Annotated in this window: 18 protein-coding genes; 6 read left to right on the forward strand and 12 right to left on the reverse strand. The window is 66.8% G+C overall.

Translation table 11 applies throughout. The features are described from left to right. Positions 1 to 198 precede the first annotated feature (198 nt). Entirely contained in the window at positions 199 to 2,331 is a 2,133-nt protein-coding gene (locus FHJ30_RS14745) for a DEAD/DEAH box helicase (RefSeq protein WP_139029987.1), read from the reverse strand. A gap of 405 nt (positions 2,332 to 2,736) precedes the next feature. Beyond that, positions 2,737 to 3,393 carry an MOSC domain-containing protein gene (locus tag FHJ30_RS14750; protein WP_139029988.1) on the reverse strand — a complete coding sequence of 219 codons (657 nt, stop codon included), beginning with the start codon at positions 3,391 to 3,393 and terminating at the stop codon, positions 2,737 to 2,739. A gap of 182 nt (positions 3,394 to 3,575) precedes the next feature. On the opposite strand from FHJ30_RS14750, the gene FHJ30_RS14755 reads away from it, so the two are divergent. From FHJ30_RS14755 to FHJ30_RS14765, 3 genes are read left to right on the forward strand one after another with little or no spacing between them, the layout of a single operon-like run. Further along, positions 3,576 to 4,193, forward strand: a complete 618-nt coding sequence (locus FHJ30_RS14755) for a Tat pathway signal protein (RefSeq protein WP_139029989.1) — start codon at positions 3,576 to 3,578, stop codon at positions 4,191 to 4,193. Between the two features lie 2 nt (positions 4,194 to 4,195). Continuing rightward, positions 4,196 to 5,404 carry a glutathionylspermidine synthase family protein gene (locus tag FHJ30_RS14760; protein ID WP_139029990.1) on the forward strand — a complete coding sequence of 403 codons (1,209 nt, stop codon included), beginning with the start codon at positions 4,196 to 4,198 and terminating at the stop codon, positions 5,402 to 5,404. Between the two features lie 13 nt (positions 5,405 to 5,417). Beyond that, positions 5,418 to 6,956 (forward strand): APC family permease, encoded by a 1,539-nt coding sequence (locus FHJ30_RS14765; RefSeq protein ID WP_139029991.1) that lies wholly within the window; start codon positions 5,418 to 5,420, stop codon positions 6,954 to 6,956. A 94-nt stretch (positions 6,957 to 7,050) separates the two neighbouring features. Here the strand turns inward: FHJ30_RS14765 and FHJ30_RS14770 are convergent, their stop codons facing one another. The 7 genes from FHJ30_RS14770 to FHJ30_RS14800 are packed head-to-tail and all read right to left on the reverse strand — an operon-like array spanning position 7,051 to position 13,319. After that, positions 7,051 to 7,821 carry an SDR family oxidoreductase gene (locus FHJ30_RS14770; protein WP_139029992.1) on the reverse strand — a complete coding sequence of 257 codons (771 nt, stop codon included), beginning with the start codon at positions 7,819 to 7,821 and terminating at the stop codon, positions 7,051 to 7,053. 50 nt (positions 7,822 to 7,871) lie between these two features. Beyond that, positions 7,872 to 9,284, reverse strand: a complete 1,413-nt coding sequence (locus FHJ30_RS14775; protein ID WP_240793714.1) for an MFS transporter — start codon at positions 9,282 to 9,284, stop codon at positions 7,872 to 7,874. Further along, entirely contained in the window at positions 9,281 to 9,790 is a 510-nt protein-coding gene (locus FHJ30_RS14780) for a helix-turn-helix domain-containing protein (RefSeq protein ID WP_139029993.1), read from the reverse strand. The genes FHJ30_RS14775 and FHJ30_RS14780 overlap by 4 nt, the downstream gene beginning before the upstream one ends. A 45-nt stretch (positions 9,791 to 9,835) precedes the next feature. After that, positions 9,836 to 10,999, reverse strand: a complete 1,164-nt coding sequence (locus tag FHJ30_RS14785) for a cystathionine gamma-synthase (RefSeq protein WP_139029994.1) — start codon at positions 10,997 to 10,999, stop codon at positions 9,836 to 9,838. 39 nt (positions 11,000 to 11,038) lie between these two features. Beyond that, positions 11,039 to 12,424 (reverse strand): cystathionine beta-synthase, encoded by a 1,386-nt coding sequence (locus tag FHJ30_RS14790; RefSeq protein ID WP_139029995.1) that lies wholly within the window; start codon positions 12,422 to 12,424, stop codon positions 11,039 to 11,041. Positions 12,425 to 12,479: 55 nt separating this feature from the next. Next, positions 12,480 to 12,854 (reverse strand): DUF1304 family protein, encoded by a 375-nt coding sequence (locus FHJ30_RS14795; RefSeq protein WP_139029996.1) that lies wholly within the window; start codon positions 12,852 to 12,854, stop codon positions 12,480 to 12,482. A gap of 27 nt (positions 12,855 to 12,881) precedes the next feature. Next, on the reverse strand, positions 12,882 to 13,319 hold the full coding sequence (locus FHJ30_RS14800; RefSeq protein ID WP_139029997.1) for a VOC family protein: 438 nt from the start codon (positions 13,317 to 13,319) through the stop codon (positions 12,882 to 12,884). Between the two features lie 175 nt (positions 13,320 to 13,494). Between FHJ30_RS14800 and FHJ30_RS14805 the strand changes: the two genes are divergently transcribed. Continuing rightward, the gene (locus tag FHJ30_RS14805; RefSeq protein ID WP_139029998.1) at positions 13,495 to 14,478 is read left to right on the forward strand and encodes a DNA-3-methyladenine glycosylase; all 984 of its coding nucleotides are present in this window, start codon (positions 13,495 to 13,497) and stop codon (positions 14,476 to 14,478) included. A 67-nt stretch (positions 14,479 to 14,545) separates the two neighbouring features. Here the strand turns inward: FHJ30_RS14805 and FHJ30_RS14810 are convergent, their stop codons facing one another. Beyond that, positions 14,546 to 16,261, reverse strand: coding sequence for an AMP-binding protein (locus tag FHJ30_RS14810; RefSeq protein ID WP_139029999.1), 1,716 nt, complete (start codon positions 16,259 to 16,261; stop codon positions 14,546 to 14,548). Positions 16,262 to 16,376: 115 nt separating this feature from the next. On the opposite strand from FHJ30_RS14810, the gene FHJ30_RS14815 reads away from it, so the two are divergent. Beyond that, positions 16,377 to 16,655: a putative quinol monooxygenase gene (locus FHJ30_RS14815; protein WP_139030000.1), complete on the forward strand. Its 279-nt coding sequence runs from the start codon at positions 16,377 to 16,379 to the stop codon at positions 16,653 to 16,655. Between the two features lie 87 nt (positions 16,656 to 16,742). On the opposite strand, the gene FHJ30_RS14820 is transcribed toward FHJ30_RS14815, so the two are convergent. Both FHJ30_RS14820 and FHJ30_RS14825 read right to left on the reverse strand, forming a co-directional pair. Beyond that, the gene (locus FHJ30_RS14820) at positions 16,743 to 17,168 is read right to left on the reverse strand and encodes a co-chaperone YbbN (RefSeq protein ID WP_139030001.1); all 426 of its coding nucleotides are present in this window, start codon (positions 17,166 to 17,168) and stop codon (positions 16,743 to 16,745) included. A gap of 118 nt (positions 17,169 to 17,286) precedes the next feature. Further along, the gene (locus tag FHJ30_RS14825) at positions 17,287 to 17,835 is read right to left on the reverse strand and encodes a thioesterase family protein (RefSeq protein ID WP_139030002.1); all 549 of its coding nucleotides are present in this window, start codon (positions 17,833 to 17,835) and stop codon (positions 17,287 to 17,289) included. 69 nt (positions 17,836 to 17,904) lie between these two features. Between FHJ30_RS14825 and FHJ30_RS14830 the strand changes: the two genes are divergently transcribed. Continuing rightward, positions 17,905 to 18,636, forward strand: a complete 732-nt coding sequence (locus tag FHJ30_RS14830; RefSeq protein WP_139030003.1) for a potassium channel family protein — start codon at positions 17,905 to 17,907, stop codon at positions 18,634 to 18,636. The last annotated feature ends 171 nt before the right edge of the window (positions 18,637 to 18,807 follow it).

Genomic DNA, 18,807 nt, shown 5'->3' on the forward strand with positions numbered 1-18,807 from the left:
CAGGCCTGCGGACGGTTTTGCAGCAGATCAACGGCCCTGGTGTGTCGAGTCGCACACGCGGCTTGAGTTTTTGTCCGGGTATGCAGGTTTCGAGCCCCTGGGAGTCTGCGCATCTGGACAAAAACTTCAAGGGTTAAATGCCGGTGGGCCGGCTTGGAAGCCGGCCCACCGGGGGAACGTGTCAGGCTAGCTGACGGTTTACCACTTGCCCTTGCGGTTGAAGTCGCGCTGGCCGCCCTCGTTGCCGTGGCGGGGCTTCCGTGAGCCGTCACCGTGGCCGCCGAAGCGGGAGTCGCTGGCCTGGCCGCGGCTGGCACCGCTGTCAGCACCAAAGGAAGAACGCTCGCCGTAGGAGCGGCCGCCGCGGTCCGCGGAGGACCGCTCGCCGTCGGACTTGCGGAATTCCTTCTTGAACCCGCCGTTGCCCTTGAAGTTGCCTCCCCGGTCACCGCCGCGGTTGCCCTGGTAGGAGCCGCGCTCGCCGGAGGGCTTGCGGCCGTTGTCCAGCTCGAGGTGGATCAGCTCGCCGCCGATCCGGGTGCGGGACAGGGCACGCAGCTGCTCGGGGCTCAGGTCCGCGGGCAGCTCCACCAGGGAGTGGTCCGAGCGGATGTCGATGCCGCCGATCTGCGCCGAGGAGATGCCGCCCTCGTTGGCGATGGCGCCCACGATGGAACCCGGCATGACGCGCTGGCGGCGTCCCACGGCGATCCGGTAGGTGGCATTGCCCTCGGTCAGCGTGCGGGTCGGGCCGCGTGAGCCGAAGCCGTCCTTGGAGCGCTCGCGCTTCTGGAACTCGGGAGCTGCAGGCAGTTCCTTGACCAGCAGAGGCTGCCCGCCCTGCGCCATGACGGCAAGGGCTGCGGCGATCTCCGAGGCGGGCACGTTGTGCTCTTCCTCGTAGGAGGCGATGAGGTCGCGGAACGGAGCCACGTCCTCGGAGGCCAGGGTTTCCGTGATGCGCTCGGCGAACTTGCCCAGGCGCAGCGTGTTCACGGTTTCGGCGGTGGGCAGGTGCATCTGCTCCACCGGCTGACGGGTGGCCTTCTCGATGGAACGCAGCAGGTACTTCTCCCGCGGCGTCATGAACAGGATGGCGTCGCCGGAGCGGCCTGCACGGCCGGTGCGGCCGATGCGGTGCACGTAGGACTCGGTGTCGTGCGGGATGTCGTAGTTGATGACGTGGCTGATGCGCTCCACGTCAAGGCCACGGGCGGCGACGTCAGTGGCCACGAGGATGTCGATGCGGCCTTCCTTCAGTGCGTCCACAGTGCGCTCGCGCTGCTGCTGCGGAATGTCGCCGTTGATCGCGGCGGCCTGGAAACCGCGGGACTTCAGCTTGTCAGCCAGGTCCTCGGTAGCCATCTTGGTGCGCACGAAGGCGATGACGCCGTCGAACTCTTCAACTTCGAGGATGCGGGTCATGGCATCGAGCTTGTGCGGGCCCATGACCTGCAGGTACCGCTGCCGGGTGTTGGCGCCGGTGGTGGTCTTGGACTTGACGGAGATCTCGGCCGGGTTGTTCAGGTACTGCTTGGACATGCGGCGGATCTGGCTCGGCATGGTGGCCGAGAACAGCGCAACCTGGCGGTCGGACGGGGTCTGCTGGAAGATCTGCTCCACGTCTTCGGCGAAGCCCATGCGCAGCATCTCGTCGGCCTCGTCCAGCACCAGGTACTGGAGCTCGGACAGGTCCAGGGAACCCTTGGAGATGTGGTCGATCACGCGGCCGGGGGTACCAACAACAACCTGGGCACCGCGGCGCAGGCCGGCGAGCTGGGGGCCGTAGGCGGAGCCGCCGTAGACGGGGAGGACGGTGAAGTCGTCAATGTGCTTGGCGTAGGACGTGAAGGCCTCGGCAACCTGCAGCGCCAGCTCACGGGTGGGAGCCAGGACCAGTGCCTGGGTCTTCCGGGACGGGCCGTTGAGGTCGTGGAGTTCGGCCAGGCGGGACAGTGCCGGTACTGCGAATGCTGCAGTCTTACCGGTGCCGGTCTGGGCGAGGCCCACGACGTCGCGGCCTTCGAGCAGGAGCGGGATGGTTGCTGCCTGGATGGGGGAAGGCTTTTCGTAGCCGACATCCTGCAGGGCGGCGAGGACGCGGCCGTCGATGCCGAGGTCGGCGAACTTGATGCCCTCTTCCTCGTCGTCCTCAGCCTTGGCGGCGGGAGCGGCGGGGGCTTCCTCAACCTTGGCGGGGGCTTCGGCGGGAGCTGCTTCGGGGGCTTCGGCGGGTGCCGGGGCGGCCTCGGCTGCGGGGGCAGCGGGCTCGGTGAATTCGATGCTGGCAGTTGCTGTTTCAGCAGTGGCGTCGTTGTGATTTTCGGGCATAGGGAGATATTCCTCATCCATAGGGGGCCAGACGGCACTACCCGAGGTGAGTGGAGCCGCAGTACGTGTGCCGTGGATGCCGGGCAAACATTGACCGGCCGGTCACAGAAGTCCGGCGCTTTCGCAATCCCGTGGCAGGACTTCCCGCTGCATCTCTTGGCTGCTATCCCAGCAGTCTGTACAGCGTTTTCTTTAGCCGGCTCTCCCTATGAAAATGCCCGCATCGCTTGTGCGGGCCCCAACACTTGCCAGTCCTGCCTCAAAAATTGGGCAGGAATAAGGGATTTCCGGAGTGGGGGATGTTTCAAGTGTAAGGTACGCACCCGCCGCAGCGGAAATTGAACGTACGACGACGGCGGTGAGCTTGCGCACACCGCTCCCCTTCCAGCCGCCTTGCCCTTGCGGCTACCGGCCCAGCTGCCGTTCCAGCGCCTCGAACTTCTGCCTGAACTCCGGCTGCTGCAGGCGGATCTCACCGTCGGCATCGGCGTCGCGCAGTGCTTCCATGGCTTCCAGGTCAGGCTCGCTGAACCACTTGCCCACGGTGATGCCGTGCCTGGGGACGTACAGCCGGTGGATATGGTCTCCCGCCTGGATGCTCCCCGTCCGGACCACCCGCAGGTAGGCTCCCACCCGGCCTTCCTCGGTGAAACGCTTGACGAACCGCGGCTCGCGCATCCGGCGCTGGAAGGTGGCGCAGGGCGTGCGCGGCGAGGTGACCTCCACCTCGACGTCCAGGCCGATCTTCCAGCGCTCTCCGATCACCGCGCCGGTGGCATCGATCCCGGCAACCCGAAGGTTTTCACCGAAGAACCCCGGCGGCAGCTCGCGCTGGAGTTCGCCCTCCCAGAAGTCCGCGTCCTCCTGCGAGTACGCGTAGAGGGCCTGGTCCGGCCCGCCATGGTGGACACGGTTGGCCTGGATGTCGCCCTGCAGGCCCAACCGGTGCACCTTGACCGGGCCTTCGGCGGGACGCTTGTCAATGGCGGTCACGCCTACGTTCGACGCGTCCGGAAGGAGCTGGTGGACGCGGCACACGGCAAGGACAGAGGCGGTTTCCATGGCTCCAGTGTAGGGTCGGCGGCCGGCAGCGGCGGGGAGCTGCCGGGATGGGGACTTCTCCCCTGTTCCGGACGGGCTGCCCTACTCGCAGCCGCTACCGGCAGGGACTACGCTGATTTCAGGATTGCAATTGGGGGGTGCAGCGCTGTGCCCAATTCACGTGGACAACTGAGGGGGACACCATGGACCCGAACAAGGACCCGGACCACGGGCGGCCCGGCGGCCAGCCTGCGGGCGAAGGCGGCCAGCCGGGCGGGGACGGGCACAGCGGCGCGAAGCCCCCTCCCTGGCAGGTGCCCAAGCCGGAACTGCGCCCGGAACTACTGAACCAGCCGGTCACTCCGGTGGACCCGTTCGCGCGGGACCGCGAACGGCACCTCAACGAAGAGGCGTCCCGGAAGAAACGCTCCCAGCGGCGCACCGTCGTCGTAGGCCTGGGCGTAACAGCGCTGCTCGCCGGCACCATCACCGCCGTGGTGGCCAGCAACCAGGACGATCCCGAGTACGCGCAGGTGTGCTTCAACGACGAAACCGGCGAGCGCGTGGAGGACCGCAACTGCGACAGCTCCGCCGGACGCGGCGGCGGTGTTTTCGCCTGGTACTTCTTCTCCCGCGGCGCCTACGTTCCGCCGGTAGGCCAGAACCGGTCCACCGCACCCAACTACACCCGGACCGTGCCCAGCGGCGCAAAAGTGTCCACCGGATACAGCACCAAAGGCGGAACGGTCAGCCGGGGCGGCTTTGGAACCAGCGCCAAGAGCGGCAGCAGCGGTGGCGGCGGCAAGGTCTCGGGGGGCTGAGCGTGAAGCGGTTGATGTCTGAGCCCAGGCCTGGCTGGAAGCAGAAGATCGAGGAGCAGGGTCTGGTGTTCTCCACCACCACCATGGACGACGGGCGCCGGATCGAGTACTGGAACGAGGCCGCGTACTACGAGTTCACCATGGAGGAGGTGGAGCGCCTCGAGGAAACGGCCGAAGAAATGCACCGGATGTGCCTGGAAGCGGCGAAGTTCCTGGCCACGGGTGCCATGGGCACCCTCGGCATCGGCGCGCAGGCGCTGGAACTCGCAGCAGAATCCCTGCAGGCCGGGGACGTGGATGTCTATGGCCGGTTCGATTTCATTTACGACGGGCAGGGCGGACCCGCCAAGATGCTCGAGTACAACGCGGACACCCCCACGGGCCTGATCGAGGCGGCGGTGGCGCAGTGGTTCTGGCTGCAGGACGTCTTTCCGGAAAAGGACCAGTGGAACGGCATCCACGAGGCGCTGATCCGGCAGTGGAAGAAGGTGCAGTACCGCACCGGGATGAGCACCCTGCACGTTGCGCATTCGGAGGTTGAGGAGTCCGGCGAGGACTGGATGACCGCGGCGTACATGCGGGACGTGGCCAGCCAGGCGGGGTGGACCACTATCGGCATCAACATGTCCGATATCGGCTGGGACCCCAACCTGAACCGGTTCGTGGACCTGGACAACTTCATGATCAGCACCATCTTCAAGCTCTACCCGTGGGAGCTGATGATGAAGGAACCGTTCGGCCACCGGCTGCTGGAGCGAGCGCACAACCCGCGCTGGGTTGAGCCTGCGTGGAAGATGCTGCTCTCCAACAAGGCCCTGCTCGCCGCGTTGTGGCACCTGTATCCGGAGCATCCCAACCTGCTGCCCGCCTTCCTCAACGAGCCCGGCCCGCTGAAGGAATGGGTTGCCAAGCCGCTGCACGGCCGCGAGGGGGACAACATCAAGATCCACGCGGCCGGTATCAGCCTGGAACAGCCCGGCGGCTACGGCCGTGAAGGCTGGTGCTACCAGCAGTACCACCCGCTGCCGGACTTTGACGGCAACCATCCCGTCCTGGGCCTGTGGGTGGTGGACGGCGAATCGGTGGGCTGCGGCATCCGGGAATCGGACGGGCCCGTCACCGATTACTTCTGCCGTTTCGTGCCCAACACCATCGACGCGCCGGCGCCGCTTTCGGCCGTGGCCTCCAGCAAAGCAGGTATCGCACTATGAATCCGGTGGCAGCATGAGCACAGAGATTACGACGACGGGCGGCCCCGGAGGCACGCCAGGCACCACTGTTCCGGCCAAGGGTCTCCGTGCCGGCATCCTGGACCTCGGCGACTCCGTGATGATCGGCCTTGCCTCCACAGCGCCGGTGTACTCGCTGGCGGCAACACTGGGCCTCATCGTGGCCGTCAACGGGAACTACACTCCCCTGATCCTGCTGCTGGGCTTTATCCCCGTCCTGTTCATCGCGTATGCGTTCCGCGAACTGAACAGCGCCATCCCGGACTGCGGAACCACCTTCACCTGGTCGCGCCGCACCTTCGGCCCCTGGGCAGGGTGGCTGGGCGGCTGGGGTGTGGCGCTCGCGGGCATCGTGGTCCTGGCAAACCTTGCGCAGGTGGCCGGACAGTACCTGTGGCTCCTGGTGGGTGACGGCTCCCTGGCCGGGAACAAGGTGCTGGTTACTGGCACCGGCGTGCTGTTCATCGCCGTCATGACGCTGGTCAATTACCGGGGCATCCGGCTAGGCGAGCACGTCCAGCGGGTCCTGACGTATGTGCAGTACATTGCGCTGGGCATCTTTGCCCTGGCCATCGTCGTCGGGATTGTCCGGGGCTCAGCAGGGGACGACACCACCATCCAGCCCTTCGACTTTGAGTGGTTCAACCCGGCAGGTGCCTTCGCGGATCCCGGGGCCGTGGTCCACGGTGCGCTCCTTGCCCTGTTCATTTACTGGGGCTGGGACACGTGCCTGGCAGTGAACGAGGAAACGGAGAACCCCTCCACCACCCCCGGCCGCGGCGCGGTGATCTCCGCCTTCATCCTGGTGGCCATCTACGTGTCCGTCGCGCTCCTGGTGATGATGTACGCCACGGTGGGCACCGAAGGCATCGGCCTGGGCAACGAGGCCAACCAGGACGACGTGTTCCTTGCCATGCGGGACGTGGTGTTGGGCCCGTGGGGCTGGCTGATCGTCGTCGCGGTCCTGGCCTCGGTCCTGTCATCTACCCAGACCACCATCCTGCCCACGGCCCGCGGCACCCTCTCCATGGGGGTCCACGGCGCGCTGCCTGCGAAGTTCGGCGAGGTGCATCCGAAGAACCAAACTCCCGGCTTCTCCACCCAGGTCATGGGGGCCGCGGCCATCGCGTACTACGTGGCCATGAGCTTCCTAAGTGAAAACCTGCTCTCCGATTCCATCAGCGCCATCAGCCTGTTCATCGCGTTCTACTACGCACTGACCGGCTTCGCCTGCTTCTGGTACTTCCGGGGCACCCTGCGGCAGTCCGTGCGGAATCTGTGGTTCCGGGGCATCCTTCCCCTGGTGGGCGCCCTGCTGCTGACAGCGGCCTTCTTCATCTCTGCCGTGCAGATGTGGGATCCGGCGTACGGCAACACCCAGATCTTCGGCGTCGGCGGCGCGTTTGTGAGCGGCGTGCTGCTGCTGGCCCTGGGCGTGGTGCTCGCCGTCGTCTGCCGTTTCCTCCCCTCCACCCGGGGCTATTTCACGGGCAAGGCCGCCGCCGGGCAAACCAGCGCCCGCTCCCCCAAGTAAGTAGCGCCAAGTGTCGTTTTGAGGGGTCAAAACGACACTTAGCGCTACCTAGTTGGGAAGGGAGGGCTGGGAGGGGCGCCGGGCGGGAAAGGCGCTAAGCCGAGAAGCCGCCGTCTGACTTGATCAGCTGCCCGGAAACCCAGCGGCCGGCGGGCGAGAGCAGGAACGCCACGGTGCCGGCCACGTCTGCCGGTGTTCCCAGGCGTCCGGTGGGCTGCCGGGACAGGAGAGCCGCGCGGACCTCGTCATCCATCCACCCGGTGTCCACCGGCCCCGGGTTCAGCACGTTCGCCGAGATGCCCAGCGGCCCCAGCTCCCGGGCGGCGGCAATCACGATCCTGTCCAGCGCCCCCTTCGACGCGCCGTACGGCAGGTTGAACGCCGTGTGGTCACTGGTCAGCGCAACGATCGCGCCGCCGTCGTCCGTTGCCTGCCGCGCAAACGCGGCAATCAGCTGCCAGCTGGCCCGGGTATTCACGGCGAAGTGCCGCTCGAACGATTCAAGGCTGGTGTCCAGGATGCCGGAATCCACGGACTCGGCGTGGCTGAGCACCATGCCGTGCAGCGGGCCGGTGAGCTGCACGGCGTCCGCCACCAGCTTCTCTGCCGCGGCAGGGTCCTCCAGGTCAGCGGGCAGGGTATGGACCTGGGCACCAATGGCTTCCAGCTCGGCAGTCAGGCGGACGACGTCGTCCGGTTCAGTCCCCCACGGCATGCGGGCGTCGTAGCCCGGCCAGTAAGCCAGGACCAGGTCCCAGCCTTCCGCCGCCAGCTGCCGGGCGATCCCGGCGCCGATGGAGGCAAACCTTCCGGCGCCGGTGATGAGGGCGACGTTTCGGACGGGAACTTCGGGCGGCGTCTCCATGGCACCAGCCTAGTAGCGGCGGGTCGGGGTCCGGTGTCAGGCGGGCGGCGTTAGGCAGGCGTCCCTGCCGTGGCGGGCTCGCGGGAGCCCGAGTGCCTGCGGATGGTGGCGCTGATGACCGCCGCGATGGTGCACATTGCCGCGGCACCGAACCAGGCGTAGGTGTACTGGCCGGTGGCGTCCCGGATGGCGCCGGCGCCCAGGGCGGCGGCGGCCGCGCCGAGCTGGTGGGCCGCGAAGACCCACCCGAACACCACGCTGCCGTCCGCGCCGAACGTTTCCCGGCAGATGGCCGCTGTCGGCGGCACGGTGGCCACCCAGTCCAAGCCGTAGATCACCACAAAGACGATCATGCTCGGCTGGACTTCGGCGCTCAGCAGCAGGGGCAGCACCAGCAGGCCGATGCCGCGGAACTGGTAGTAGACCGCCAGGAGGATGCGGGGGTTGAACCGGTCGGTCAGCCAGCCGGAGGCGATGGTCCCCACAATGTCGAAGATTCCGACGACGGCGAGCAGGCCGGCAGCGGTGGTCTCGGTCATGCCGTGGTCGTGGGCGGAGGGGATGAAGTGGGTGCCGATCAGCCCGTTGGTGGTGGCGCCGCAGATGGCGAACCCGGCCACGAGTGCCCAGAAGGTCCGGACGCGGCTGGCCCGCCGGAGGACCTGCAGGGCACGGACGGCGGCATTGCTGCGGGCGGCGGGCTCCGGCGTCGTGGCCTGCCTGGCCGGAACAGGCTCTGGTGCGGTCTCGCCGTAGGGCAGGACCCCGGCGTCGGCCGGCGAGTTCTTGAGGAACTTCAGCACCAGGGGAACCACGGCCAGGGCTCCGGCGGCAATCAGCAGCGACGCCTGCCGCCAGCCCGGATCCTGCGCCAGCACGGCAATGAATGGAAGGAACACCAGCTGGCCGGCGGCACTGCCTGCGGTGAGGATGCCGATCACCAGGCCGCGGCTCTTCACGAACCAGGTATTGGCAATCGTGGCAGCGAACACCAGCGCCATGGATCCGGTGCCGAGCCCGATCAGCAGCCCCCAGGTCAGCAGGATCTGCCAGGACTGGTTCACCAGCACGGTGAGGGCACTGCCGGCGCCGATCAGCACGAGGGCGGTGGCAGTCACGGCCCGGATGCCGAACCGCTCCATCAGCGCTGCGGCGAACGGCGCCGTCAGCCCGAAAAGGACCAGGTTGATGCTGACCGCCGCGGACAAAACGGTGGTGGACCAGCCGAACTCCTGCTGCAGCGGGACCATCAGGACGCCGGGGGCGGCGCGGAAACCTGCCGCACCGACCAACGCGAGGAAGGCGACGGCGGCCACGACCCATGCAGGGTGCAGGCGGCGGCGCGGGCGCCCCGGCGGGGCTTCCTGCAAGCGGACGACGGCGGAGGCAGGGCCGGCGGTTACGTCGGCAAGGCCCGGGCCGGCTTCCCGGGACGCCCCCTCGACGGTCTTGTCCACGCTCATGCGGCTGTTCCTTCGTGTCCAGGGGCGGTGGAGAGCTGGACGGGTTCCGCCGAACGGGACCTGCTGTGCCAGCTGGTGTTGGCTGCCGTCAGCCGCTCCCCGCACGCGGTGCAGGTATCGGCGGAAGTGGTGCGCTGGCCGCAGCTGCGGTGGATGACGTACATGTGGGCCTGCTCCGACGGTGCCGGCAGGTGCTTCTCCGCCCAGATTGTCACCGCATTCAGCACCGGGAGGGCATCTTCGCCCTTCTCCGTCAGCACGTATTCATACCTGGTGCGGCCGCCGTCACCGTACGCCCTTTTGGTGAGCAGCCCCGACTCGACGAGGCCGGCCAGGCGCTTGGTGAGCACGGAGTCGGCCACCTCGAGCCGGGCCTTCATCGCATCGAAGCGTCCGTTGCCAAAGAAGACCTCCCGGAGGATAAGGATGGTCCACGGGTCGCCCAGGATGTCCAGGCCGCGGGCCATGCTGCAGTTGCGCCGGGACCAGTCGGATCGAAGTGCCATAACGGCACCCTAGCTGACTATCTTGAAGAAAGCCAGCAGAAAGCCCTACGGGATTGAGGCGAAGGCCTGTTCAAGGTCTGCCACCAGGTCCTCAACATCCTCGATCCCGCAGGACAGCCGGAGCAGGTTCACGGGAACGGCGAGTTCGGTGCCCTTGACCGATGCATGGGTCATCTCGGACGGGTAGTTCATCAGCGACTCGATGCCGCCCAAAGACTCCGCAAGGGTGAACACGGAGGTTGACTCCGCCACCTTCCGGGCAGCCGCCTCACCGCCCTTGAACTGTACGGACACCATGCCGCCGAAGCTGCGCATCTGCTTTTTTGCAAGCTCGTGGCCCGGGTGGGACGGCAGCCCCGGGTACAGGACAGCCTCCACCTCGGGACGCTCCAGCAGCCACTCGGCCACGGCCTGGCCGTTCAGGCTGTGCCGGTCCATCCGGACCCCCAGCGTCTTCAGCCCGCGGGTGGTGAGGAAGGCGTCCATGGGGCCGGAGACGGCACCCACGGCGAACTGCACAAAGCCGATCTTCTCAGCGAGGTCCGCGTCGTTGACCACTACGGCGCCGCCCACAACGTCGGAGTGGCCGCCGATGTACTTGGTGGTGGAGTGGACCACGACGTCGGCACCCAGGGCGAGCGGGGTCTGCAGGTAGGGCGATGCGAAGGTGTTGTCCACCACCAGGAGGGCCCCGGCGTCGTGCGCTATGTCTGCGAGCGCCGCGATGTCGGTGATCTTCATCAGCGGGTTGGACGGGGTTTCCACCCAGACGAACCTGGTCTTGTTGGCGCTGACAGCCGCCCGCACGGAATCAAGGTTTGCCATGTCCACCGGGGTGTTGCCGATCCCCCAGCCGGCCAGGACCCGGCTGATCAGCCGGTAGGTGCCGCCGTAGGCGTCGTTGCCGAGCACGATGTGGTCCCCGGGCCGGGTCAGCGCACGGATCAGCGAGTCTTCCGCTGCCAGCCCGGAACTGAAGCTGTAGGCGTGCGTGCCGCCCTCCAGCGCGGCGAGCTGTTCCTGCAGGGCGTCCCGGGTGGGGTTGCCGCCGCGGCCGTACTCATAGCCGTCCCGCAGCCCGCCAATGCCGTCCTGGGCGTAGGTGGAACTGAAGTGCAGGGGCGGCACAACCGCGCCGGTGCGGGGCTCGAAAGCCTGGCCGGCGTGGACGGCGCGGGTGTTGAAACCTTGGGTGTGCGAGGCGGACATGGTGCTCCTTTACGGGTGGCGCAGGTCAGGGGAAGCGGTTCAGTTGCTGAGGTAGGCCAGGAGGTCGTGCCGGGTGAGGATGCCCACGGGTGCACCCACGAACGTGACCATGACGGTGTCCACATCCGAGAGCAGCTCCCTGGCCGCGGAGATGGTTTCCAGCGAGCCGATCACGGGCAGCTTGGGGCCCATGTGCTCGGAGATCTTGTCCGTGAGCTTCGCCTCGCCGCGGAACAGCTTGGCCGTGAGGGTGCGCTCATCCACGGCGCCCAGCACCTCGCCCATGACCACCGGGGGCTCCTGGGACAGGACCGGGATGTGGCTGACGCCGAACTCGTTCATGATGTTGATGACATCGCGGACGGACTCGTTCGGGTGGATGTGCACCAGGTCCGGCAGTTCGCCGTTCTTGGAGCTGATGACTTCCCCAACGGAGGTCTCCTCGCCGCCGGACAGGAAGCCGTAGGAGCGCATCCACTGGTCGTTGAAGATTTTGGCCAGGTAGCCGCGGCCTGAGTCAGGAAGAATGACGACCACGACGGCGGACGCGGGCAGGTCCCGCGCCGCCTGCAGTGCGGCTACCACAGCCATGCCCGAGGACCCGCCCACCAGCAGGCCCTCCTCGCGGGCCAGCCGCCGGGTCATGGCGAAGGAGTCCGCGTCACTGACGGCGATCACCTGGTCGGGCACGGACTTGTCGTAGTTCGCGGGCCACATGTCCTCCCCCACGCCCTCCACGAAATACGGGCGCCCGGTGCCGCCGGAGTAGACCGAACCTTCCGGGTCGGCGCCAATGATCCGGACCACGCCGCCCTCGGATTCCGGCCTGTCAGCCGAGGCTTCCTTGAGGTAGCGGCCGGTGCCGGTGATGGTGCCGCCGGTGCCGGCACCGATCACGCAGTGGGTGACTTTGCCGTCCGTGTCCCGCCAGATCTCGGGGCCGGTGGTCTGGTAGTGGCTGCCGGGCGCGGCGGGGTTGGAGAACTGGTCCGGCTTGTACGCACCAGGGGTCTCCCGGACTATCCGGTCCGAAACACCGTAGTAGCTCTGCGGGCTGTCCGGCGGGACTGCTGTTGGCGTGACGACAACCTCCGCGCCGTAGGCCTGCAGGACGGCGCGCTTGTCCTCGCCCACCTTGTCCGGCACCACGAAGATGCATTTGTAGCCCTTTTGCTGGGCCACCAGCGCCAGGCCCACGCCCGTATTTCCGGAGGTTGGCTCCACGATGGTGCCGCCGGGCTGCAGCTTGCCCTCCCGCTCGGCGTCCTCGATCATCTTGATCGCGATGCGGTCCTTGATGGATCCGCCGGGGTTCAGGTACTCGAGTTTCACCAGGACGGTGGCCTTGATGCCGTCAGTGACGTGGTTGAGCTTGATGAGCGGGGTATTGCCGATGAGGTCCAGGATGGACTGGGCGTACTTCATGTGTACAAAGCTACCGCTTCCCCGGCCACCCGCGTCCGCACTTGCCCGCCATGCCTCAGGTGAACATGAGCCACAGAATCACCACCGGGAAGAATGACTGGCCGATGCCGCTGAGCCAGAGCCTGCGTTCGCTAATAACCAGGATCATGCCGAGGATGGCGTGCGCGATGCACATCAGGGCCACCATGGTCCGGCCCACGATGACCTCCCCGGAGTTCACTAGCACCACGCCGGCGATCCCGAAAATACCCCAGATGATGTTGTAGAACCCGAGGTTGAACGTCCACATCCGGACGGCCGACGTGTCACCGGGTTTGATCAGGAAGATTGGGTGGAGGCGCTGGTCCTTGTACCGGAAGGCTTCGAGGAGGCCGACCGTGATCAAAACGATCCCGGTGATGATGGCCAGCACCTGCTCGAGGGTGCCCATGGTCCCGCCCTTGGTTGCTCCGGGCGCCTAGATGGAGAAGCCGTCCGCAGCTGATTCAGTACCTGAGCCCTGTCCCGTTTCCCCCACGGGCAGGTTCTCCCAGAGCCCCATCACGTTGCCCTCGGTGTCCTTGAAGTAGGCGAAGTAGCCCATTCCGGGAATCTCGTTCTTGGGCATCACAACGGAGCCGCCAAGCTGCTCCACGGTTTTGAGCGTGGCATCGATGTCCGGGACATCCACCGTGATGACCGGACTGGTGATTTCACCCTCCCTGGCCATCATGCCGCCGTTGATGGCGCCCGCTTCCGTCGGCTGCCCGGTGGCCTCGTCCATGGGCGTGGTGATCACCATGTTGTAGTCCATTCCCGGGACGGCGTCGATCCGCCACCCGAGGGCCTCCTGGTAGAACTTCCTGGCCCGCTCCTGATCGTCAGCGGGGATTTCGAAATGCACTACTCCACCCATTGCGCTCACCTGGAATCTCGAAGGGAAGGCGCGGACGCCCCGCGCCACACCTGGGATTCTAGTCCCGGAATGACGGCTGGTTAAGGGCCTTTGGCACGTGGGGCACGGTGCCGAAGATTGCCGCCGCAGATGGCGGAGACCGCCCGTTGTCACTGGGGCGTGGGACGATGGCTCTATGACAATTGCAGAGGTTCCCGCCCGGCTGGCAGCCGCAGCGGACGCCTCTCTACGGTGGTATCCGGGCGGCCAGTACAACCTTGCCCGGACCCTCGGCCCGCTCCTGCGCGGCAACAGCGATCCGTCCTTCAGCGTCCAGGGGAGCGTCATCTGGAATGCCTTTACGACGACGGACGGTCCTGCCACCGTGCGGTTCAGCGCCACTGCCGGCACCGGCTTGGAGCACTGCGTGGACGTCCAGGCCTGGGGTCCTGGTGCCGCGGCCGCGGTCGGGGCAGCGCCGCGGCTCCTGGGTGGAGAGGACGACTGGTCCGCATTCGACGAGCCCGCCTTCCACGCCACCCTCCCCGGCATGGTCCGCGAGGCGCGGCGGCGAAGCCAGGGCGTCCGGCTTCCCGCGAGCGGCCGCATGGTGGACCAGCTCGTCCCGATCATCCTGGAACAGAAAGTGACAGTGATCGAGGCCCGCCGGGCCTACCGCTACCTTCTGCACCGCTTCGGCTCCCCCGCTCCCTCCGCCGGCGCATTGGCTCCGGGCGCACTGGTGCTGGCCCCCACCGCCGCCCAGTGGCTACAGGTCCCCAGCTGGGAGTGGCACAGGGCGGGCGTGGGGCCGCAACGCTCGGCCACCGTCATGCGGGCGCTGCGCTCCGCCGTCGCGCTTGAACGGCTGGCGGCGCTGCCGGCGCTGGAGGCGGCGGAAAAGCTGCAGGTGATTCCGGGGATCGGCGTGTGGACGGCAGCCGAGGTGGTGCAGCGCACGCACGGATGCCCGGACTCGGTCTCGGTGGGCGACTACCACCTGGCTGCCTACGTGGGGGCGGCGCTGACCGGCAGGCGCACGGATGACGCCGGGATGCTCCGGCTCTTGGAACCGTGGAAGGGGCACCGCCAGCGCGTGGTGCGGATGATCCAGGCCAGCGGCTTCCGCAAACCCACGTTCGGCCCGCGGATGACCATCCAGGACCACCGCCGGCACTGACATCGCGGGGTCATTCCTTGCCCGAAGAACCCGAATTATGGGGCGGGAAGTGACCCCGCGTTGCAGTTCAAAGCCCCAGCCGGGCCACCGCTTCCTCCCGCATCTCCACTTTGCGGACCTTCCCGGACACCGTCATGGGAAAGCTGCTGCGGACGTCGACGTAGCGCGGGATCTTGTAGTGGGCCAGGCGCCCGCGGCAGAAGTCGGCAACGGCGGAAGCATCCAGCGGTTCCGCCCCCGGTTCCAGGATGATGCAGGCCATCAGTTCCTCGCCGTACTGCGCATCCGGGACACCGATGACCTGCACGTCACGGATGGACGGGTGGGTGTAGAGGAACTCCTCGATTTCCCGCGGGTAGATGTTCTCTCCGCCCCTGATCACCATGTCCTTGATCCGGCCCTCGATCACCACGTAGCCCTCCCTGTCCATGCGGGCCAGGTCCCCGGTGTGCATCCAGCCCTCGCCGTCGATGGCCTCGGCGGTTTTGTCCGGCTGGTTCCAGTACCCCTCCATCACCGCGTAGCCCCGCGTGCACAGCTCCCCGATCTGCCCGCGCTCCAGCACCTCACCGGAGGCCGGGTCAACGATCTTGCTTTCCAGGTGCGGCATGGTCCGCCCAACGGTTTCGGTGCGGTGCTGCAGGGTGTCGCCCTGCCGGGTCATGGTGGACACCGGGGACGTTTCCGTCATCCCGTAGCAGATGGCCACGTCCCGCATGTTCATCTCCGAAATGACCCGGTTCATCACCTCGATGGGGCACAGGGAGCCGGCCATGACCCCGGTGCGCAAGGTTGAGAGGTCGTAGGACGCAAAATCGGGCAACGCCAGTTCTGCGATGAACATGGTGGGCACGCCGTACAGGGACGTGCCGCCGAAATCCTGGACAGCCTCAAGGGCCGCGGCCGCGTTGAAACCGCGGCTGGGAATGATGGTGGCCGCGCCGTGGCTGAGGGCATTCAGGTTGCCGATCACCATGCCGAAGCAGTGGTAGAACGGCACCGGAACCACCACCCTGTCGTGCTCCGTGTACCCGAGCAGCTCGCCAATGGAATATCCGTTGTTCAGGATGTTGTGGTGCGTCAGGGTGGCCCCCTTGGGGAAGCCCGTGGTCCCCGACGTGTACTGCAGGTTGATGGGATCGTGCGGGCCGAGTTCAGCCATGCGGGCCAACAGGTGCGAATGTCCGACGGCGTCCGCCCGCCGAAGCAGCTCGGCGTACGTCATTTCCGCGTCGCTGAGGGGGACGCCGGCGTCGAACCCTTCCCCGCCTGGCCCCTGCCCCTCAGGCCCTTGTCCACCTGGCCCGCCAGGCGCGGGAAGGAAGACAAGTTCGCGCAGGTCGGGGCACCGGGCGAGCGCACGGCGGGCCATCCCCACGTAGTCGCTGTTCCGGTCCGACGGCGCCGTGACCAGCATCCGCATGCCGTTCTGCCTGACCACGAATTCCAGCTCATGGCTGCGGTACGCCGGGTTGACGTTCACCAGGATGGCGCCGGCCTTGGCCGTGGCGTACTGCAGCAGCGTCCACTCGGCGCAGTTGGGGCTCCAGATCCCCACCCGGTCCCCCTTGGCGATGCCCAGGGCGAGGAGAGCCCGCGCCAGTCGGTCGACGTCGTCGTTCATCTTTGTGTAGCTCCAGCGGCGCGCATCCGCGCCCGGAACAGGCGCCGCCTCAATGAGGGCATCATGGAAGGGGAACCGCTCCACCACCCGCTCGAAGTTCCGGCCAATGGTCTCCTCGAGCAGCGGGACGTCAGTGTCCCCGGCTGTGTATGCGCGCATGGTGGCACGCTACCAAGTGGGCCCTGGCAATAGAAGCACCGCGCCACCACAACACCCCCGGGTGTCCGGCGCAACAGAAGCGCCGCCCTCCCCGGCTCCCGGTATTGTGAAATCCATGAGTTCACCCATTGACCTGCAGGCAACGTTCATCCCCAACGACGGCGAGTTCCACCGTGTGAAGCTGGCCCTCGAAATAGCCATCGACGAGGTGGTGAACGAACCCGGCTGCATCCGCTACGAGCTGACAGAAGCCACCGAAGAAAAGCTGGTCCTGACTGAGCAGTGGGCGTCGGAGGAGGACCTTGCCAAGCATTCCAAGGGCATCGCGGTGCAGGACCTCAACGAATCCCTGAGCGCGCTGCTGGCGGAACCGGTCAAGCTGGAACGCCTCTAGCCCCTGCACTCCGAGCATTAACGAATGCGGGACCTCCCAGTGGGAGGTCCCGCATTTCGAGTTAAGGCATTCAATATAAAGGACGGATCAGGCGTCCGGGATCTGGGTGCCGTCCTGCGGGCCTGCCTGCTTGCCGGCTGTTGCCGCGGCTTCTTCCCGCTGGCGGGCCACGTGGGCGTGGACTTCCTCCATGTCCAGCGCCTTCACGGCATCCACCACCTGTTCAAGCTGCTGGGCGTTCAGCGCACCGGGCTGGGAGAACACCAGCACCTTTTCGCGGAAGGCCATCAGGGTGGGGATGGACGAGATGCCTGCCTCGGCCGCGAGCTGCTGCTCCGCTTCGGTGTCCACCTTGGTGAAGAGGACGTCCGGGTGCTTCTCGGAAACTGCTGAGTACGTGGGGCCGAACTGCTTGCAGGGTCCGCACCATTCCGCCCAGAAATCCACCAGGACAATGTCGTTGCCTTCGATGGTGGATGCGAACTGTTCACCTGTGATGTCTAGGGTAGCCATGTGTCAACGGTACGCGGGATGCCCAGGCATGTCCTCCGTGGAGGGCCCTTGTTCGCTCCGCGCGTCATCGGGAATAACGGGCACGGTCCCTATACACGGGGTTTTGGCGCTCAGGCCACTATGCTTCCCAGCGGTGCGGCGCCGCCGTCCTGCTGCCGGGCAGCGCGCTGGACGCCCGCCACTCATGGATCCAGTCGGGAAGGACCAGGTCCACCGGCGGCTCGCCGAACTCGCGCAGGATCTCCTCCTGGCTCACCGGCCGGCCCTTGGCCACCAGGCGGGTGGCGATGTAGGCACGGGCATACACCTCCCCGTCGGCCACCATGCGCTGTTCAAAGAAGATGGCTTTGGCGTCCAGCCCGATGATGCGGGTCTCAATGGTGTAGTGCTGCCACAGCTGGAGGGACTTGCGGAAGGCGATGGTCTCCGCGGCCACCACCGGCCCCCAGCCCCGGCGGCGCATCCGCTGCCACACGCCGCTGCGGACCATCAGGTCGAACCGGCCCAGGTCCATCAGGGACAGGTACATGCCGTTGTTGACGTGCATGGCGATATCGATGTCCGTCGGCAGCACCCGCAGCGGGAGCGAGGCGCTGTCCCAGACCGTCAGCGGCGGCCGGCGCGACGAGCGGAAGAGCATCAGGAGGGTTCTCAGGAGCAGGTGCATCCCCTTATGCTACCCGCCGGTAACATGCTTGCCGGAGCAGGCGCTGGACCTGACAGTAGGATTTCCTGCATGACCCAACAACGCTACCGGGACCTTGCGGACTGGCCGCTGACGGTGACTGCCCTCGTTTTCCTGGGGGCGTACGCGTGGCAGGTGATCGGCAGGCTGGAAGGCGGCGCCGCCCTCTGGCTCGAAGCTCTTATGTGGGCGACGTGGGGCATCTTTGTGGTGGATTACCTGGCAAACCTGTGGCTTGCCGGCGATCGCGCCACGTGGTTCATCCGGAACCTGCATGAACTGGTGATTGTGGCCCTGCCGTTCTTCCGGCCGCTGCGCCTCCTCCGCCTGGTGACGCTGCTGTCCGTGCTGCACAGGACGCTGGGCGACACGCTGCGGGGACGCGTGGTCACCTATGTGGCGGGTTCGGCCACGATGCTGGTGTTCGTTGGGGCCCTGGCGGTCCTGGACGTGGAGCAGTCGGTGCCGGACGCGAAGATCATTACCTTCGGTGATGCCCTGTGGTGGGCCATGACCACCATCACCACCGTGGGTTACGGCGACATGTACCCGGTGACGCCGATCGGCCGCATGGTGGCCGCTGCGCTGATGATGAGTGGCATTGCCGTCCTGGGTGTGGTCACGGCATCCATCGCGTCCTGGCTGGTCCAGCGGGTGGAGGACACCGCTGAGGCAGTATCCGAGGCCGAAGAGCCGGTCCGCGCTGAAATGGCGGGGCTGGTGGCTGAAATTGCCGCGCTCCGGCGGGAGATCGCCGAGCTCCAGGAGCGGCGCACGCTGTAGCCGCCGGCCTCCGGGCAAGTATTGGGTTGCCGCCTCTTGAGTAGTCGGTCACGGGCTACCGGGTATCGGGCGCAAATATTCGGGTAATTCCTACTGGTGCCGCTGCCCTGCGCAGTTCCTAGACTCGGGATTCCTAGGACCTAACACGTGCTGGCGGGTCCCCCGGGCTGG

Source organism: Arthrobacter sp. BB-1 (assembly GCF_006151685.1).
Taxonomy (GTDB): Bacteria; Actinomycetota; Actinomycetes; order Actinomycetales; family Micrococcaceae; genus Arthrobacter.

Bases quoted from the DNA above. Each gene is read 5' to 3' on its own strand.
- FHJ30_RS14745 (WP_139029987.1), bottom strand. From the start codon at position 2,331: ATGCCCGAAAATCACAACGACGCCACTGCTGAAACAGCAACTGCCAGC.
- FHJ30_RS14750 (WP_139029988.1), bottom strand. From the start codon at position 3,393: ATGGAAACCGCCTCTGTCCTTGCCGTGTGCCGCGTCCACCAGCTCCTT.
- FHJ30_RS14755 (WP_139029989.1), top strand. From the start codon at position 3,576: ATGGACCCGAACAAGGACCCGGACCACGGGCGGCCCGGCGGCCAGCCT.
- FHJ30_RS14765 (WP_139029991.1), top strand. From the start codon at position 5,418: ATGAGCACAGAGATTACGACGACGGGCGGCCCCGGAGGCACGCCAGGC.
- FHJ30_RS14770 (WP_139029992.1), bottom strand. From the start codon at position 7,821: ATGGAGACGCCGCCCGAAGTTCCCGTCCGAAACGTCGCCCTCATCACC.
- FHJ30_RS14775 (WP_240793714.1), bottom strand. From the start codon at position 9,284: ATGAGCGTGGACAAGACCGTCGAGGGGGCGTCCCGGGAAGCCGGCCCG.
- FHJ30_RS14780 (WP_139029993.1), bottom strand. From the start codon at position 9,790: ATGGCACTTCGATCCGACTGGTCCCGGCGCAACTGCAGCATGGCCCGC.
- FHJ30_RS14785 (WP_139029994.1), bottom strand. From the start codon at position 10,999: ATGTCCGCCTCGCACACCCAAGGTTTCAACACCCGCGCCGTCCACGCC.
- FHJ30_RS14790 (WP_139029995.1), bottom strand. From the start codon at position 12,424: ATGAAGTACGCCCAGTCCATCCTGGACCTCATCGGCAATACCCCGCTC.
- FHJ30_RS14795 (WP_139029996.1), bottom strand. From the start codon at position 12,854: ATGGGCACCCTCGAGCAGGTGCTGGCCATCATCACCGGGATCGTTTTG.
- FHJ30_RS14800 (WP_139029997.1), bottom strand. From the start codon at position 13,319: ATGGGTGGAGTAGTGCATTTCGAAATCCCCGCTGACGATCAGGAGCGG.
- FHJ30_RS14805 (WP_139029998.1), top strand. From the start codon at position 13,495: ATGACAATTGCAGAGGTTCCCGCCCGGCTGGCAGCCGCAGCGGACGCC.
- FHJ30_RS14810 (WP_139029999.1), bottom strand. From the start codon at position 16,261: ATGCGCGCATACACAGCCGGGGACACTGACGTCCCGCTGCTCGAGGAG.
- FHJ30_RS14815 (WP_139030000.1), top strand. From the start codon at position 16,377: ATGAGTTCACCCATTGACCTGCAGGCAACGTTCATCCCCAACGACGGC.
- FHJ30_RS14820 (WP_139030001.1), bottom strand. From the start codon at position 17,168: ATGGCTACCCTAGACATCACAGGTGAACAGTTCGCATCCACCATCGAA.
- FHJ30_RS14825 (WP_139030002.1), bottom strand. From the start codon at position 17,835: ATGCACCTGCTCCTGAGAACCCTCCTGATGCTCTTCCGCTCGTCGCGC.
- FHJ30_RS14830 (WP_139030003.1), top strand. From the start codon at position 17,905: ATGACCCAACAACGCTACCGGGACCTTGCGGACTGGCCGCTGACGGTG.